This window comes from Anaerotignum sp. MSJ-24, assembly GCF_018918145.1.
Taxonomy (GTDB): Bacteria; Bacillota; Clostridia; order Lachnospirales; family Anaerotignaceae; genus Metalachnospira.
This window is the reverse complement of record NZ_JAHLPX010000007.1, coordinates 111,825-128,246: the sequence shown is the minus strand read 5'-3', so window position 1 is coordinate 128,246 and position 16,422 is coordinate 111,825. Positions and strand designations below refer to the sequence as shown.

Below are 16,422 nucleotides of genomic sequence, written 5' to 3'. Positions count from 1 at the left end.
TCTTATTCACCATTCATATACTTTCTTATTTCAAGGAGCTTATCCCTAAGCTCGGCGGCCTTTTCAAACTGAAGATCGGCGGCGGCTTTTTTCATATCCTTTTCAATTTTAGCCGCCTCTTTTCTTAAGGCTTTTATATCCATGGATTCATAATCCATATCCAATCCTTTTTTAGGCTTTTCATCAACAGCCTTTGTTGCCTGTATTATGTCAAAAACCTTTTTCTGTATTGTCTGCGGAGTTATTCCATGCTCATAATTATATTTCATCTGTATTTCACGACGTCTGTTGGTTTCTTTTATAGCTCTGTCCATAGACTCGGTTATTACATCAGCATACATTATTACTCTGCCTTCGGAATTTCTTGCCGCACGGCCTATTGTCTGCACAAGGCTCGTTTCCGAACGGAGAAAGCCTTCCTTATCCGCATCGAGAATGGCAACAAGTGCAACCTCCGGTATATCAAGGCCTTCTCGCAAAAGGTTGATTCCGACAAGCACATCAAATACATTCATTCGTAAATCACGGATTATTTCCAGTCGCTCAAGAGTATCTATATCCGAATGGAGATACCTTACACGAATACCCATTTCCTTCATATAATCGGTAAGTCTTTCCGCCATTCTTTTGGTAAGCGTTGTAACAAGAACCTTAAAGCCGTCCTTAACGGTTTTATTGACCTCACTTATAAGGTCATCTATCTGTCCTTCAACAGGTTTAACCGTTATTTCCGGATCAAGCAGACCTGTCGGTCTTATCACCTGTTCAACAGTAAGCTGTGAATGCTCACTTTCATATTTAGACGGTGTTGCCGAAACGAAAAGCATCTGATTTATTTTTGATTCAAACTCGTTGAACTTAAGCGGTCTGTTATCCAATGCCGACGGCAGACGGAAGCCATATTCCACAAGAGTTGTTTTTCTTGATTTATCGCCTTCGTACATTCCTCTTATCTGTGGAACGGAAACATGGGACTCATCGGCTATAATAAGGAAATCCTTCGGAAAGAAATCAATCAGTGTGCCGGGAGCACTTCCCGGTTCTCTCAAAGCAAGGTGCCTTGAATAGTTTTCAATTCCACTGCAAAAACCCATTTCAGAAAGCATTTCTATGTCATATCTTGTTCTCTGTTCAAGACGCTGTGCCTCAAGCAGCTTATCCTCTCGCTTAAGCTCGGCAAGGCGTTCTTCAAGCTCTTTTTCGATATTGACAAGGGCTATATTCATTTTTTCCTTAGACGTTACATAATGTGATGCCGGGAAAATAACAACGTGTTCTCTTGTGCCTATCACATTTCCGGTTACAACATCTATTTCCGATATTTTATCTATTTCATCGCCGAAAAATTCAACTCTTATGGCACTTTCACTATTTGCAGCAGGGAATATTTCGACCACATCGCCCCTTACACGGAAGGTGCTTCGTTCAAAATCAATTTCGTTGCGGTTATATTGCAATTCGACAAGTCTTTTAAGCACCTCATCACGGTCTTTTTCCATACCTACACGCAAGGAAAGCGACATGCTCTTATATTCCTCGGGATCGCCCAAGCCATATATACACGAAACACTGGCAACAACAAGCACATCATTACGTTCAAACAACGCCGATGTTGCGGAATGTCTAAGCTTATCAATTTCATTATTTATAGATGAATCCTTTTCGATATAAGTATCAGTACTGGGAACATAGGCCTCCGGCTGGTAATAGTCATAATAGCTGACAAAATACTCAACGGCATTTTCGGGAAAGAATTCCTTAAACTCGTTATATAGCTGTGCCGCAAGAGTTTTGTTATGGGCAATTACAAGCGTCGGCTTTTGCAGCTCCTGTATAATATTTGCCATTGTAAAGGTCTTTCCACTGCCGGTTACACCAAGCAGCGTTTCAAACTTATTTCCGTTTTTAAAGCCTTCCGCAAGCTGTTTTATTGCCTCCGGCTGGTCGCCGGTCGGTTTATATTTAGAATGTATCTTAAATTCCAAGGTTTTCACCTCCAAATAACTCTCAAAGCTTATTTATTTCCAAAAGTCATAAAGGATTATACCACATATGTTTTAAAAAAAATAGGCGAACACGAATATTTGTTCTTTAAAATTTGCAAAAAATGAGGCCTCCGGTTTCCCGGAGACCTCGGTCCCATATAATTAAAATTGGCTTTAATTTTAATTACCTTAAATTAATTTGTACAGAACGATTAGTTAAGTGTAACTGTACCAGAAGCTTCTGTCCAGTTGATTGCACTGATACCAAGTGAGTTAGCAAGATCTCTTACAGGGATAAATGTTCTGTCGTTTACGATAGCTGCTGTTGTGTTCATAGCAACAGGTGTACCGTTGATGTACATTGTTCTTGAACCGATTGTCATAGAAATGATTCTCTGTCCGCTGAGTACTGTTACTGTTCTTGATGCTGCATCCCAGTTAACTGTTGCACCAAATGCTTCTGAGATTGCTCTTACGGGAAGCATTGTGTAGTTTTCGCTGTTGATGTATGCAGGAGCGTCAAGGTTAACTGTTTCTGTACCTACTGCCATTGTTGAAGCGCCAACTGTGATGATGATCTTCTTGTTTGTTGTAGAGTCATCCTGGTCACGAGCTGATGTGATAACGTCAACATAGCTGTCGTTTACTGTTACTGCTTTGTACTTGAAGAAACCAAGAGGAATCTGTTCTCCATGATAAAGGTCGCCTGTTGCAGCATCATAAAGTTCTTTATCTAAAGTTGAGTTTTCCCAAAGAATATTTATAGGAAGTACATATTCATAATCATCATAATTATCATGCGCTGTTAATTTACCTGAAACATTTTCAAGTGCATATCCACCTACAGGGAGAGTTCTGTCAAGGTAAAGTTCAAGACCGCTGATAACGATTGTTGAAGCCTCTGTTGATTCATCTTTAACAGTTACTGTAAGGATAGCTGCGTTTCCGTTATCGAAAATTTTTCTTTCATCATTGACTTCAACATCAACATCAATATCACCTTCTGTAACTTCTACTTTACCAGCATCTTCGAAGTCCATCTTTTCTACTTTGAGTGCAACTACATCGTCTTCTTTAAGTATGCCTTCTTCAGCCTCTGTAATAACGATATCGTTTACAGGTACATATCTGTAGTCGATAAGTACTTCGCTTGTCTTAGCTGATACTGTATAAGGAGCTTTAACTGTTGCAACCTTAAGTGTTACGTCATCAAACTCTCCGCCGAGTGTAACGTTTACATCACCTGAGAATGTAGGTGCTGCATTAAGAATGAATTTAATACCAAGATCTGTCTTAGCTGATGATTCCTCACCGGGTTTAGCATAGTTCCAGATTGTAACGACATTCTGGTCAATTTTATATTTGAATGCATCTTCACCAGTTTTGTTTACCTTTAAGTCTGCAACATTTGCAATATCAACTACTTCAATTCCTTCGGGGAATGTGAATGTAGCTTTTCTTGATGTGTTAAGAATATCGCCTGTATTTTCTTCAACTGATACCTTAAGTGTGTTCTCATCATCGTTGTAAGCACCTGACCAGATTACAGGAAGATCTTTATCTTCAACTGAATATGTTACAGCTTCCTTAACCATCTTAGCAACCTCAAGCTTAACGTTTGAGAATTCCTTAGGTGAAGCCATTGATGAAACTGTGATTGTAGCAACATCTCCGGCTTTGCATTTCTTTGTAGGCTGAACAAAAACGTTAGAAATTGTTATATCTGTAAGCATATTATCTTCATATCTTCCGATAAAATCAATTACCATTTCATCTTCGTCTGATTCGTATGTATTAATTTTTCCTGTAACATCTTCATTGAGGGCCTTAACTACAGGGTCAGCTCCGTATCCATCTTCATCTTCATATGTGAATTTCCAGTTTCCGCTGAGTTTAAGTTTGATTTTACCGCCCTCAAGTACGTCGGGTGTAAGTTCCTTAATTGTAATTTCCTTAAGTTCCTTATCGTCATCTGTTTCATCTTCAACATAAGTCTTAACGCCGTCTGTTTCGATTGCAACCTTACCTGTCTGTACGTTTGCGATTACTTCTGAAGCCTTCTTGAATGCTGTTACGTTGCTTGTGAATGTAACAACTACATCGCCAACTTCGCCAGCCTTAACTATCATAGGAAGTACACAAGCATTTATTTTTTCTACATTACCGTTAAATACTTTTGTATCAAGAGTAATCTTAGCCTTTGTGTCGCTCATAACTTCAACAGCTTTAACACCTACTGTGTCCTTTAAGAAATCACTGTTATCGTAAGTGTCCATCTTATAGTTATCGCCATCTTTTGCAAACTTACCATTTGTAAGTGTTGCATATACATCAAATTCAGGATATTTTGTTTCATCAATATCTACCTGATCGTTGCTCTTTGAAAGCTCAACTCTTGATGTAAACTCTTTATCTGTACCTACTGTGATTTCGTCAACTGCTGTAAGCTTTGTTGATGCGAAAGCTGTTGCGGGTACCATTGCTACTGTCATAACAGCGGCAATAAGTAATGCCAATTTTCTTTTCATCTTTTTTCCTCCTTTAATTTTAAATGTACGTATTGGCTTATACAAATTGACCGATACATTCATAAAGCACCTTGTTTTCCGCCGTTTTGTCGGGTAAACGGTTATGCACAATGTACAACATGCACATATCTATCAATTAGTATATGTTCATTTTACCCCCCCGGAAAATGTCAAGGGTTTTGGGCATTTTGTAACATAACTGTAACATTGACATTTATACCTTTATCCACAGCCTTGCATTTTTCACCGATATGCGAGCATATCGGTTTGACATTTTCCCTGATCGGCAAACAACCAATTTGATACACAAAAAAATCCCGATACAATGTATCGGGAAAATCGGCAAATGATTTGTAAATCACTTATTTTCTTTTTCTGTTTTTTCTTCAGCTTCGGCTTTTTCCTGTGCCTTAACCTTATTTTTATTGTTGAATATAAACACAGCAAAGCTCAAAAGCACTATTGTAAAAACAACAACTGCAAGTGTTCTTGAATCCTTAAATGCAATGAATATAGCAAGCACACCACAAACAAGGCTTATTCCGTAAAGAATAAGAACTGCCTGTTTCTGTGTATAGCCCTTATCAATAAGCTTATGATGAAGGTGTCCTCTGTCTGCCTGCATAATAGGCTTATGGCTTATTTTCCTTCTAAGCATGGCACACAATGTGTCAAATATAGGAAGTCCAAGCGAAAGCATACAAACAACAAGTGCAAGTATTGCATAGCCCTTGAAAACGCCCATTATACTTGTTACGGCAAGTATATAGCCCAAGAAAGTTGAGCCTGTATCGCCCATGAATATTTCAGCCGGATTGAAGTTCCTCGGCAAAAATCCAAGACAGCTTCCGGCAAGTGCCGCTGTATACATTACGGCTGTTTCCGAGCCGGTAAGAATACAGAGTATCATAAGGCATAATGATGCTATGGACGAAACACCTGCGGCAAGTCCATCAAGACCGTCAATAAGGTTAACCGCATTAGTTACGCCAATAATCCATATGAGTGTTATAGGGCCGCTTATCTTCTGTAAATAAGCTGTAACAGGCCATAAAACAACATTTATTTTTATACCGGACTTAATTACTATAATAGCCGCAATTATCTGGAATATAAGCTTAACCTTAGGCGGAAGATTTTTAACATCGTCAACCATTCCGACAACAACGATAATGCAGGCGCCAAGAATAAAGCCTATAAAATGGTCTATATTTATGTCATTGACAAATCTATATAATATAAGCACCGTAACCATAAAGCCGAGCACTATTGCTATACCGCCCATTCTCGGCATAGGCTTTGTGTGCATACCTCTTGCTTTGGGATAATCAATAGCCTTTGCTTTGATAGAAACCCATTTAGCAAACGGCGTAGCTACCAGCGAAATAGCAAACGCACAAGCAAATGCGGCAATATATAAAAGCCAATTATGAACTATCATTTGTTTCTCCTTACTTCAGAACAAAATTATTTTGTTCCGAATATTCTGTCACCTGCATCGCCAAGACCGGGAACAATATATCCGTGGTCATTAAGGCCGTTACTGTCATATGCAGCCGCATAAATATCTACATCAGGATGTGCCTCTTTAAGAGCCTTAACGCCTTCGGGAGCCGCAAGAATGCAAAGGAAAGTAATTTTCTTAGCTCCTCTTTCCTTAATGAAGTTTATACCCGCAATGGCTGTGCCGCCTGTTGCAAGCATAGGGTCTGTAACAAATACCTCCATATCGGCAACATCCTTGGGAAGTTTGCAATAATACTCCACAGGCTTAAGTGTTTCGGGATCACGATAAAGACCGATAAAACCAACCTTTGCTGTCGGCATAAGTGCAAGAAGTCCGTCAAGCATACCAACGCCTGCACGAAGTATAGGTACTACTGCAAATTTCTTCTCTATTACATTAACCTCGGTTTCGGCAATAGGTGTCTGAACCTTAGAGGGTACAAGCTCAATGTTTCTTGTTGCTTCGTAGCAGAGAAGCATTGCAACCTCGGAAATGATTTCCTTAAATTCCTTTGTTCCTGTTTCTTTATTTCTTAAAAGTGCCATCTTATTCTGGATAAGAGGATGGTTTGATACAAAAAATTCACTCATTATTGTTCTCCCTTTAATTCTGCCTGTATATTATTCTTCTATCTGTTTAATTCTTCTGATATGTCTTTCTTCATTAGAGAAAGGTGTTTCAAGGAAAATACGGACTATTTCCGTTGCAAGACCGGGGCCGATTACTCTTGCTCCCATTGTTACGATATTTGCATCATTATGCTCTCTTGTTGCTTTTGCAGAGAAGCAGTCATGCACAAGAGCGGCACGAATGCCCTTAACCTTATTTGCGGTAATACATACGCCAATGCCTGTTCCGCAGATTAAGATACCTTTTTCGCATTCTCCGTCAGCAACAGCATGTGCAACCTTTTTTGCGTATACAGGATAGTCACAGCTTTCATCGCTGTATGTTCCGTAATCCTTATATTCGTATCCATTTTTTTCAAGAAAATCAATAATATCCTGTTTAAGATAATAACCGCCGTGATCGCAACCAATAGCTATCATATTATTTATTTTCCTCCTTCTGCTCATTCTGCCATCTTTCAAGAAGTGTTCCGAATGCTTCGCCTATTCCACATAAGCATTTTCTGTATGCGTCCATAGGGTATCCCTTAGGGCTTTTAAGATCGTCCTCAACGCCGAGTGTATACTCAAAAAGAGTATAGAGCTTTTCAGGAGGACACATAGGCTTGAGGAAATTCTTCTGTTCTGCAGTCATTGTCATAACAACATCGGCATCGTCAATATCCTGCTGTGTAAGCATTCTTGCTTCAAGATCTTCCTCACTGGGCTCCAAATCAACTGTCGTAAGAATAACAAGTGTTGAATTGCCCATCTTTTTTCCTGCCGGAACTCTTAATCCTCTGCTTGATGTCTGAACATCAAAACCGGAATCTTCCATTACATCGAAGGCAATTTTCTCTGCAATTTTTCCTTCGTACGCGTTTTCATCATCAACAAACAAAAATTTCATTCTGCTGCTCCTTATCCGACGGAAACACCGTCTGCAACGAATAGGTCAATGCTGTTCGCCTTTAAGCCTATCAGCTATTTTACCTATACAATCTATAATTTCCTCTGCACATTCAAGATATACCGCAGGACTCTGACCAAAAGGATCTGAAATATTTCCGTCCGTTCCCGAAGCAAAGCCCTTAAGTGTATAAAGCTTTTCCGACGGGCAGATATTTTCAAGCATCTTTTTATGTTCAGCCGTCATTGTGAATATATAGTCCGCTTCATCAATATCCTTCTGCGTAATCTGCTTGGATAAATGGTCGTCAAGGCTAAGTCCGTAATTTCTTACGGCAAGCTTTGCATAATCACTTGCAGGCTGACCTTCAGACGCATAAATGCCTCTGCTTTCGGTTTCAATATCAAGTCCGGCGTTTTTAAATATAACATCCGCAAATACCTTAGCCATAGGACTGCGGCATGTATTTCCGGTACACACAAAAATCACTTTCATACTCTGCGCACCACCGTTTCAGCATCTTATATAGTTAAATGCCGCCGCCTTATTAAGACGATTCATTATTGCCGCTCCTTCTCCGTCCTCATCAAAGACCTCGGAGTAAACAACGTCAGCACCTATATAATCAAATTTACGTAATATTTTGAACAGATTCGCACCGATTGTTTCCGGCTTTTCTCTGTCACCGACAACAAGAATTTTTCCTGCCTTATAGCAGTCCTTTGTCTGTTCCGTTGCCATAATTCCGACAGAAAGACCTTTCTTTAAATCTTCCTCTGTCTTTTCGTTTATTTTCTTTATAACATTATCTCTGCTTCCTGAAACAAGTATAACGCTTGCACTGGGCGAATAATGCTTATACTTCATTCCGGGAGCTTTAGGCACAATGTCTGCCGAAGGCTTCATATAAACCGCCGGATCAACATCTATTTCGCCTACAACCCCTTCTATCATTTCTTTTGTTACAGCACCGGGACGAAGAAGAACAGGCTTGTCCTCCGATACATCAAGTATGGTCGATTCAAGTCCCCATTCAGCCGGACCGCCGTCAATAATCATATCTATCTTGCCGTTAAGGTCAAATTCAACATGCGAAGCTCTTGTCGGGCTCGGTTTTCCCGATGAATTTGCACTTGGAGCCGCAACCGGTATTCCGGCAAGCTTAATAAGCTCTCTTGCAACCGCATGAGAAGGAAATCTTATTGCCACAGTGTCCAGACCGCCAGTAACGGTATCGGGTACACAATCCGCTTTGGGAAGAACCAAAGTAATAGGTCCAGGCCAGAAAGCCTTTATTATCTTTTCGGCATTCTCCGTAACCTTGTTTACGATAGGATATAATCCGTTTAAATCACCGATTGTCAATATAAGCGGATTATCGCTCGGTCTGCCCTTAGCCTCGTATATTTTTTTGCATGCCTCAGCATCAAGACCGTTTGCGCCAAGTCCGTATACGGTCTCTGTCGGAAATGCCACAAGTCCTCCGTTTCTCAGTATATCGGCAGCTTCTCTAAGCACGTTTAAATCAGGTCTTTCGGCATCCACCTTAACAAGCTTTGTTATCATCTTATAAGTTAGCTCCGCAGCATTTTTTATATTTTTTGCCGCTTCCGCAAGGACAAGGATCGTTTCTGCCGATTTTAGGTCCTTTGTTTATAACTGTCTTTGCGTTCTTCTGCTCCTTGAAGAGGATTTTCTGCTCATCGGGAGTGAAAATTCCGTTCCACTGAGGAAGTGAATAAAGATGCTCTGCTCTGTATTCAACCATCTTCTTGTAAAGCTTATCAAATTCGATATGAAGCTTAACCTCTGTGTCAGCCTCAAGTGTGTTTACATCGTAAGGTTCGGGAAGTATATCGTTGATACCGTCAACGAAAGCAACAGCCTGTTCATCGGACATATTGAATTTCTTTGCAATATCGGAAATTTTGCAGTCCATGTCCTGAATCTTTTCCGAAAGAATGTATTCATATATTTTCTGCTCAAGAGGAAGGTATTCGTCCCATACGGCGTCAACGCTCTGTCCTTTCTGAGTAAATGCTTTTTTCATCCAGCTTTCATATAAGCTCATTTATATTCTCTCCTTGTAATCAAAATTTTTCATTTAAAATCATAATACATTTTTCCCTTAATTACAACACAAATATGTAAAATAGTCAAGGGCAAGACCAAATTAATGACCTTGCCTGATTTTTCATCTGTTTAATTTTCACGTTCAACTATTCTTATCTTTGCACCGCTTGAATCCAATATTTTCTTTATGCCGCCGAATTCGGACTGTCCGGGTATTTTTTCCGCTTCTGCCGGAGGTTCGCCGAGAACTATTGACGTAATTTTATATTCCTTTATAAAGCTGCCGATTGACTCCGGAACATTTTCACTGCATTTCATATGCACCATTCCTCCCTTACGGCTTCCGTATTCAAAAAGCTTTTCAAGCAGCTGTGGTGTTTCGGCATTATTGAATATACTCGTTCCTTTATTTACATTTAATATATGAAATTCTGCGTTTTCTTCATCTGCAATTTTTGCTGCCGCATCTATAAGTCTTTCGGAATTGCTCTGTGCCGTAATGCACACAAGCACTCTTTCTGTGCCTATGGGTGCAGAAGAGTCATAATCTCTGACCATTAAAATCCTCCTGTTCAATATTTCCGCAATCCATTAGTATCAATCACCTTATAATTGCATATTATCATATTTATTTGTCTGAATATTGAACATATCATTAATTTTTTCTTAAATTTCTCTAATAAAACTAAATCCTCCGAAAAGAATAACAAATTTCAATGTTCTTCAGAGGATTTTATTGTTTATATTTAATTAACCTTCGTAGTTTTCGAATGATATAGATTCAATAACCACATCTTCAAGAGGCTTATCGTTGCTGTCTGTTGCAACACCGGCAATAGCATCAACAACATCCATTCCGTCAAATACCTGTCCAAATACTGTATGAACATAGTCAAGATGAGGTGTTCCGCCGTTTTCATTATAAAGCTGTCTTGCTTCTTCTGAGTAATTTACCTTTACCATTGTGCCTGACTGGCTGTTATAAAGCACCTTATCAGCACCGTATTTTTCAACTACCTGATCAATATAATCAAAATATCCTTCCTGTACGGTAGGGCACTGTACGATAAAGAACTGGCTTCCGTTTGTGTTCATTCCGCTGTTTGCCATCGATAATGCACCTCTGAAATTATAGAGGTTAGGTGAAAATTCATCCTCAAAAGCTCCGCCGTAAATGCTTTCTCCGCCTGAACCTGTTCCCGTAGGATCACCGCCCTGAATCATAAAGTTATTTATAACTCTGTGGAAGATAATACCATCATAATAGCCGTCCTTTGCATGTGTTTTGAAGTTTTCAACAGCCTTAGGTGCCTCTTTTTCAAAAAACTTAACCTTAATGTCTCCCATATTTGTATGGATTACAGCTATCTCTTCTCCCTTTTCGGGCATATCAAGCTGTGTTATCTCTGTTCCCTGTGTTGCAAGGTTATCAAGGTATGCCTGGTATTCTGCTTCGCTCTGGCTCATATCTCCGTTGTCCTCCGTATTGTCTGTATTATCGGTGTTTTCTGTGTTTTCTGTGTTGTCCGATGCCGTTGTGTCCTTTGAGCAGCCGCTCAATGCCATTGCCGCACATAACGCCATAGCCACCGACATCATTATTACATTCTTTTTCATAGCAATATTTCCTTTCAAATTACTTTATGTTTGCAGCCTTATTTATTTCGTTTATTATCATATCAACGCCGTTTGATGCACTGCTTTTTTCCATAGCATCGATATATTTCTGTCTGTTGTTATACAAATCTCTTACTTCTTCCTCAAGCCTATCTATGTTTTCCTCCTGAAGAACCTTTGAAAAGCCCTGTCTTTCAAATGACTCGGCATTCAATATCTGGTCACCTCGGCTTGCGTTTGCCGAAAGAGGTATAAGAAGGCTTGGTTTCTTAAGTGCAAGAAATTCGGAAATAGAGTTGCTTCCGGAACGTGAAATAATTACATCTGCCGCTGCAAACAAATCCTTAAGCTCTTCATTTACATATTCAAACTGCTTATAGCCCTGCGTATTCATAAGACTTTCATCAGCATTGCCTTTTCCGCATAAATGGATTATCTGGAAATCCTTAAGCAATGAAGGAAGTGCTTTTCTGAGTGCATTATTGATTTTTACCGCACCAAGGCTTCCGCCCATTGATAATATAACCGGTTTATCTGCACTGAATCCGCATATTTCAAGACCTTTTTCCTTACTGCTGTTAAAAAGTTCCTTGCGTATAGGTGAACCTGTATTTACGCCCTTACCACCCTTTATGTATTTAAGCGTTTCAGGGAAAGTTGTACATACGGTTTTTGCATGAGGCATAGCTATTTTATTGGCAAGACCGGGTGTTATATCCGATTCATGTATAACAACAGGTATACCAAGCTTGCTTCCGGCAATTACAACAGGAACGGCAACAAAACCGCCCTTTGAAAATATTACGTCCGGCTTAAGCTTTTTCAGAACCTTTTTTGCGTCCGATATACCACCGAGAACTCTGAACATATCCTTTAAATTTTCTTTTGAAAGGTATCTTCTGAGCTTTCCGCTTCTTACTGCATAATAAGGTATTTTCTCACGCTCAATAAGCTCTCTTTCTATTCCCTTTTCAGTACCTATGTAGCTTATTTCCCAGCCTTCCTTCTGAAGCTCCGGAATAAGCGCTATGTTTGGTGTTACGTGTCCGGCTGTACCGCCGCCGGTTAAAACTATTTTTTTCACTTTATATCCACTCCGTTACTGTAATCCAATTCATTTATAATATCAGAAAAAGCCATTCAATTCCATACATAAATAAAATTTTATGAAAATTGTCACTTTTACAGCCCCTCAGCATATAGTTTTAAAAAGGAGTGATTAAATGTATCCCTACAATATAAAAAACAATTCCAAACCAATACCCAAATTAAACACAGCCAGGCTGACAATCTCTGCCGACGAGCAGACCTTGCAGGCAATGCTCAATGATGCAATCAATGACGAAAATCGAGATTTTATGTATTATCAGGCATTATCGGAGGCAATGCCCGATTCTGTTGACGGCGAAATAGTCAAATCCATGTCCCTTGACGAATACAAGCACAAGCGTATTTTCGAGGAAATATATACCGCACTGACCGGCGAACAGCCGACAATATCCGTAGTTGAAACAGAAACGGATTTTTCCGATATACCGGCCGTTCTTGTAAACCGTCTGTTTGATGAGCTGGAGTCCGTAGAAATGTATCGAGATATAATGTCTGCCTTTGAGGACAATGCTATTCGTGATATGCTGTTCGAAATAATAACCGATGAACAGTCACACGCTGATATTCTTAATTATCTTATACACAAAAACTCACACTGATTTTTTCATAAGCGGAGATATTCTGTCCGATAAGTATATTTCCGCTTATATTATTTTATGTTCAGTTCAACAGTCACCTTAGTTCCCTTAGGTTTATTTTTGCCTATTTTTATTCTGCCGCCGTTCTGGTCGATTATTCTTTTGCACATAAACAAACCTACTCCGCTGCCGCCTTTTTTAGTGGAATAAAACAGCTCTCCGGCTCTTTCTATATCGCCGTCAGATATTCCTTTTCCCGTATCGCTTATAGTAACCGCAATTTTATTATATCTTTTATGTATTTCGGCTTTTATTTCGTCATTTGCCTCCGTTGCCTCAACAGCATTTTTAACGATATTTTCAAATACGCTTTCTATCAGATTTTCTTTTCCGCTTATAACCGCATATTTACATTCATTGTCTATAACAAATTCCCGTTCATAAATTCTTGAGTACTTATCAAAGACCTTTCTGACAACATCAATAATACTAAAGCTTGTTTTTTCAATAATCGTATTTTCGGCTTTTTTCATTGCTTCATTTATAAGCAAATTTATATTTTCTATTTCATAATATATTGCCTGAAAACTCTTTTTGTTTCTTCCGTCATCATCAAGCTCAATAAGCTGTACATTTGCTTTTATAACAGCAAGCGGATTTTTTATTTCATGGGCAAAAAATGCCATAGCCTCGCCTTTATTTTTATCAAAATTTTCGGTCATAAATATTCTCTCCTTTTTAGTTGTTGTAAATATTCTAACATATTTACCATTATTTTCAAATGCATATTTTAATTAACGTACGCATTTTCCGACTAAAAAAGACATTATATTTATGTAAATATTAAAAACAAATCCGACTTTATATGTTATAATAGAGTCAGAATAAAATTATTCTATAAAACTAATGTGAGGGTGATAAATTTGGATAACTGTATTTTTTGCAAAATAATCAACGGAGAAATTCCTTCAGCAACAATTTATGAAAATGACGAATTTAAGGTAATACTTGACAGATTTCCCGGAAACATAGGACATGCGCTTATTCTTCCCAAAAAGCATTATGCCAACATATTTGAAATTGACGAAGAAACAGCCGGCAGACTTTTCAAACTTGCAGTAAAGGTTGCCAAGCACATAAAGGAAACGCTTAATATCGAGGCTCTCAACATAGTTCAGAACAACGGTGAACTTGCAGGACAGACAGTAAACCATTTCCATCTGCATTTAATTCCGAGATATACAGATGATAAGGTTTCAGTTAAATGGGAACAGCTTGAGCTTACCGACGAGCAGATAGCTGAGGTTCAGAAAAAATTAAATATGCAGTAAAAATAATGGCTTGTGAAAATCATTTTTCACAAGCCATTTATATTATTTATTGAGTCTTGCGCCTTCGCTCTGCACAATAAGCGACGCAATTCTATTTGCTTCCGTCAACGACTCCGCTATATCCTTTCCAAGCTGTCTTTGTGCTATAAATGTGCCTATATGAGAATCTCCGGCTCCTATCGTATCAACTACTTCAGCCTTAAATCCCGGAACCTCATACCATATTCTATCTTTATAAGATAAGCAACAGCTTCCCTTTTCTCCATCAGTTATCACAACTGTGTTGTTTGTAAGCTTCATAAGTTCTTCGCCAGCCTCACGAAGTGTATTAGTTCCTGTAAAAGACAAAGCCTCCGTTTTATTTACATGAAGTATAGGATTAAGTGCGAAAATTCTATTCATTTTATGGCGGTCAATTTCATTAATTCTCGGTCCCGGAGCAAAATAAACAGGTATACCGGTTTTTCTTAAAAAGTCGATTACAACATCACCGGTTTCTTCTTCCATTTCAAGGCCGCATATATATGCACAATCAAAATCATCAGGATTAAGCTCATCAAACCATTCTTTTTTATATCTGTATTCAGCGCCATGCTCACATATAAAAGAGCGTTCTCCATCATCTTCAACAAGGCAATAGCAACAACCGTTAGGCTCTTCCGGATTAAGCTCTGCTCTCGGAACATTTATTTTTGCAAGCTCTTTAGCTACATAATCTGCATATATTCCCGTTCCTATTGGTGAAAAAAGTACATAAGGAACATCGAAATATGCAATCGCCTGAGAAACATTGAATGCACAGCCACCGAGCGACATCTTCTGCCATCTTAAATTTATATCAACTCCGGTCGTAGGAAGTACATTAAGTCTTATTATTATATCTACCACCGTTGAGCCTATTACAAGTACCTTTTTCATATTGTCCCCCTGTATACATTTTTTGTCTTAATTATAATATTCCTGTATACATTAATCAAGCCAAAGAATCAAAAAAATCCCGGTGCAAGCACCGGGATTTGTATAATCGTTCAAACTAAAATTAGAGTGTTTCAACAAGAGCCTGAACACGTGTAGCTGCCTGCTCGAATGAGTTAGCCTGCTGCTCAATTTCAATCTTAAGGCTCTTAATGCCTTCTTCATTGAACTTCTTGAAGTAGATAGGATAGTCGAATTCTTCGGGATCACAGAACTTCATCATGCAAGCGATAACTGCGTCTGCACCTGTGTTCTTAACCATGTCAACAAGCATCTGTGTTCTGCCTTTTGCACGGTCTGTAAGAAGTGAACATCCGTACATATTCTTTGTCCACTGCATAGCAAGTCTTGTCATAACATCGCCGCCCTCTGTAGGAACGTCTGCTCTGAACTGTCTGCTTTCCTGTGCAAGGTCATCAGCAACAACTGCAAGTTTGTTGTCAACAAGAACCTGAAGGAGTTCGTTGGGCTCTGCTAAGATACCTGTAAGGATAACTTTCTTGCCATCCCAAGGCTGAACGGGCATAGCCTTTAATTCAGCGATAATCTCTTTAACAGCTGCTGTGTGTTTAGCTTTGTCCATGAAGAAACCAGCTTTGATTACAGCATGACGTTTGATGGGATCGATAACCTGAGGATACTGAGCTGCTACTTCGCAGAACTCTCTCATAGTTGCACGATGCTCATTGTAAACAGCGATAGCTTTGTCGATAGCTTCGTCTGTAATTTTTTCACCGAAGATACCTTCGAGTTTTTCTCTAACGATCTGATATTCTGTTGCAAGGAATTTTGTTGATCCTTCAACAACTACGTTCTGAGGATGTACGAACTGGATTGAAGGGCATTTGCCTTTCCATTTCTGTCCCATACATTTAAGAGTATCACAAGGAGCTGAGAAGATAACAGCTTCAAGATCATCATATGTACCATTGCACTCAAGTTCCATTATTGACTGCATGATTGAGCAAGCGAATGCAGGAAGATAAGCACGAGCTTTAGAAACTTCTACCTGAGCACCCCAGCAGCCGATAGGTAAACGGCCAGCTGCGTAAACGATTTCATCAGGTGTGTAAACGGGAACCATACCTACAGCACCCTTACCTGTTTCTGCTTTATAATCATCCATTGCTTTTTTGGGATTGCTTGCGATTGCCTGTAATTCACTGATTATTGTATCAACTTTACTCATTATAAACCCCT

General features: G+C 39.1%; 17 protein-coding genes. 2 read left to right on the top strand and 15 right to left on the bottom strand.

Annotated elements, in window-relative coordinates; translation table 11 throughout:
- Positions 1–2: 2 nt before the first annotated feature.
- The 12 genes from uvrB to KQI66_RS06815 all read right to left on the bottom strand — a co-directional run bounded on the left by uvrB (position 3) and on the right by KQI66_RS06815 (position 12,312).
- Positions 3–1,985, bottom strand: a complete 1,983-nt coding sequence (gene uvrB / locus KQI66_RS06870) for an excinuclease ABC subunit UvrB (RefSeq protein ID WP_216428015.1) — start codon at positions 1,983–1,985, stop codon at positions 3–5.
- 212 nt (positions 1,986–2,197) lie between these two features.
- Positions 2,198–4,513 carry a stalk domain-containing protein gene (locus KQI66_RS06865; protein ID WP_216428013.1) on the bottom strand — a complete coding sequence of 772 codons (2,316 nt, stop codon included), beginning with the start codon at positions 4,511–4,513 and terminating at the stop codon, positions 2,198–2,200.
- A 358-nt stretch (positions 4,514–4,871) separates the two neighbouring features.
- Positions 4,872–5,954, bottom strand: a complete 1,083-nt coding sequence (locus KQI66_RS06860; protein WP_253287705.1) for an MraY family glycosyltransferase — start codon at positions 5,952–5,954, stop codon at positions 4,872–4,874.
- Positions 5,955–5,980: 26 nt separating this feature from the next.
- Positions 5,981–6,610, bottom strand: coding sequence for a uracil phosphoribosyltransferase (gene upp, locus KQI66_RS06855; protein ID WP_216428011.1), 630 nt, complete (start codon positions 6,608–6,610; stop codon positions 5,981–5,983).
- A gap of 30 nt (positions 6,611–6,640) precedes the next feature.
- Positions 6,641–7,069: a ribose 5-phosphate isomerase B gene (gene rpiB / locus KQI66_RS06850; RefSeq protein ID WP_216428009.1), complete on the bottom strand. Its 429-nt coding sequence runs from the start codon at positions 7,067–7,069 to the stop codon at positions 6,641–6,643.
- Position 7,070: 1 nt separating this feature from the next.
- The gene (locus KQI66_RS06845) at positions 7,071–7,538 is read right to left on the bottom strand and encodes an arsenate reductase/protein-tyrosine-phosphatase family protein (protein ID WP_216428007.1); all 468 of its coding nucleotides are present in this window, start codon (positions 7,536–7,538) and stop codon (positions 7,071–7,073) included.
- 45 nt (positions 7,539–7,583) lie between these two features.
- Positions 7,584–8,033 (bottom strand): low molecular weight protein arginine phosphatase, encoded by a 450-nt coding sequence (locus tag KQI66_RS06840; protein WP_216428005.1) that lies wholly within the window; start codon positions 8,031–8,033, stop codon positions 7,584–7,586.
- A gap of 18 nt (positions 8,034–8,051) precedes the next feature.
- Positions 8,052–9,104: an L-threonylcarbamoyladenylate synthase gene (locus KQI66_RS06835; RefSeq protein WP_216428003.1), complete on the bottom strand. Its 1,053-nt coding sequence runs from the start codon at positions 9,102–9,104 to the stop codon at positions 8,052–8,054.
- 1 nt (position 9,105) lies between these two features.
- Positions 9,106–9,609, bottom strand: coding sequence for an SEC-C metal-binding domain-containing protein (locus KQI66_RS06830; RefSeq protein ID WP_216428001.1), 504 nt, complete (start codon positions 9,607–9,609; stop codon positions 9,106–9,108).
- A gap of 131 nt (positions 9,610–9,740) precedes the next feature.
- Complete coding sequence (locus tag KQI66_RS06825) at positions 9,741–10,169, bottom strand: hypothetical protein (RefSeq protein WP_216427998.1); 429 nt, start codon at positions 10,167–10,169, stop codon at positions 9,741–9,743.
- Positions 10,170–10,361: 192 nt separating this feature from the next.
- Positions 10,362–11,228, bottom strand: a complete 867-nt coding sequence (locus KQI66_RS06820; RefSeq protein WP_305832492.1) for a peptidylprolyl isomerase — start codon at positions 11,226–11,228, stop codon at positions 10,362–10,364.
- A 19-nt stretch (positions 11,229–11,247) separates the two neighbouring features.
- The gene (locus KQI66_RS06815; protein WP_216427997.1) at positions 11,248–12,312 is read right to left on the bottom strand and encodes an undecaprenyldiphospho-muramoylpentapeptide beta-N-acetylglucosaminyltransferase; all 1,065 of its coding nucleotides are present in this window, start codon (positions 12,310–12,312) and stop codon (positions 11,248–11,250) included.
- Positions 12,313–12,451: 139 nt separating this feature from the next.
- Between KQI66_RS06815 and KQI66_RS06810 the strand changes: the two genes are divergently transcribed.
- A complete protein-coding gene (locus KQI66_RS06810) occupies positions 12,452–12,937 on the top strand; it encodes a ferritin family protein (protein ID WP_216427995.1) in 486 nt (161 codons plus the stop codon).
- 50 nt (positions 12,938–12,987) lie between these two features.
- Here the strand turns inward: KQI66_RS06810 and KQI66_RS06805 are convergent, their stop codons facing one another.
- Positions 12,988–13,638, bottom strand: coding sequence for a sensor histidine kinase (locus KQI66_RS06805; protein WP_216427993.1), 651 nt, complete (start codon positions 13,636–13,638; stop codon positions 12,988–12,990).
- A 195-nt stretch (positions 13,639–13,833) separates the two neighbouring features.
- On the opposite strand from KQI66_RS06805, the gene KQI66_RS06800 reads away from it, so the two are divergent.
- Entirely contained in the window at positions 13,834–14,247 is a 414-nt protein-coding gene (locus KQI66_RS06800) for an HIT family protein (protein ID WP_216428747.1), read from the top strand.
- A gap of 42 nt (positions 14,248–14,289) precedes the next feature.
- Here KQI66_RS06800 and KQI66_RS06795 read toward each other — a convergent pair whose 3' ends face one another.
- Positions 14,290–15,165 (bottom strand): carbohydrate kinase family protein, encoded by an 876-nt coding sequence (locus KQI66_RS06795; protein WP_216427991.1) that lies wholly within the window; start codon positions 15,163–15,165, stop codon positions 14,290–14,292.
- Positions 15,166–15,286: 121 nt separating this feature from the next.
- Positions 15,287–16,411 (bottom strand): 2-hydroxyacyl-CoA dehydratase subunit D, encoded by a 1,125-nt coding sequence (locus KQI66_RS06790; protein ID WP_216427988.1) that lies wholly within the window; start codon positions 16,409–16,411, stop codon positions 15,287–15,289.
- Between the last annotated feature and the right edge of the window lie 11 nt (positions 16,412–16,422).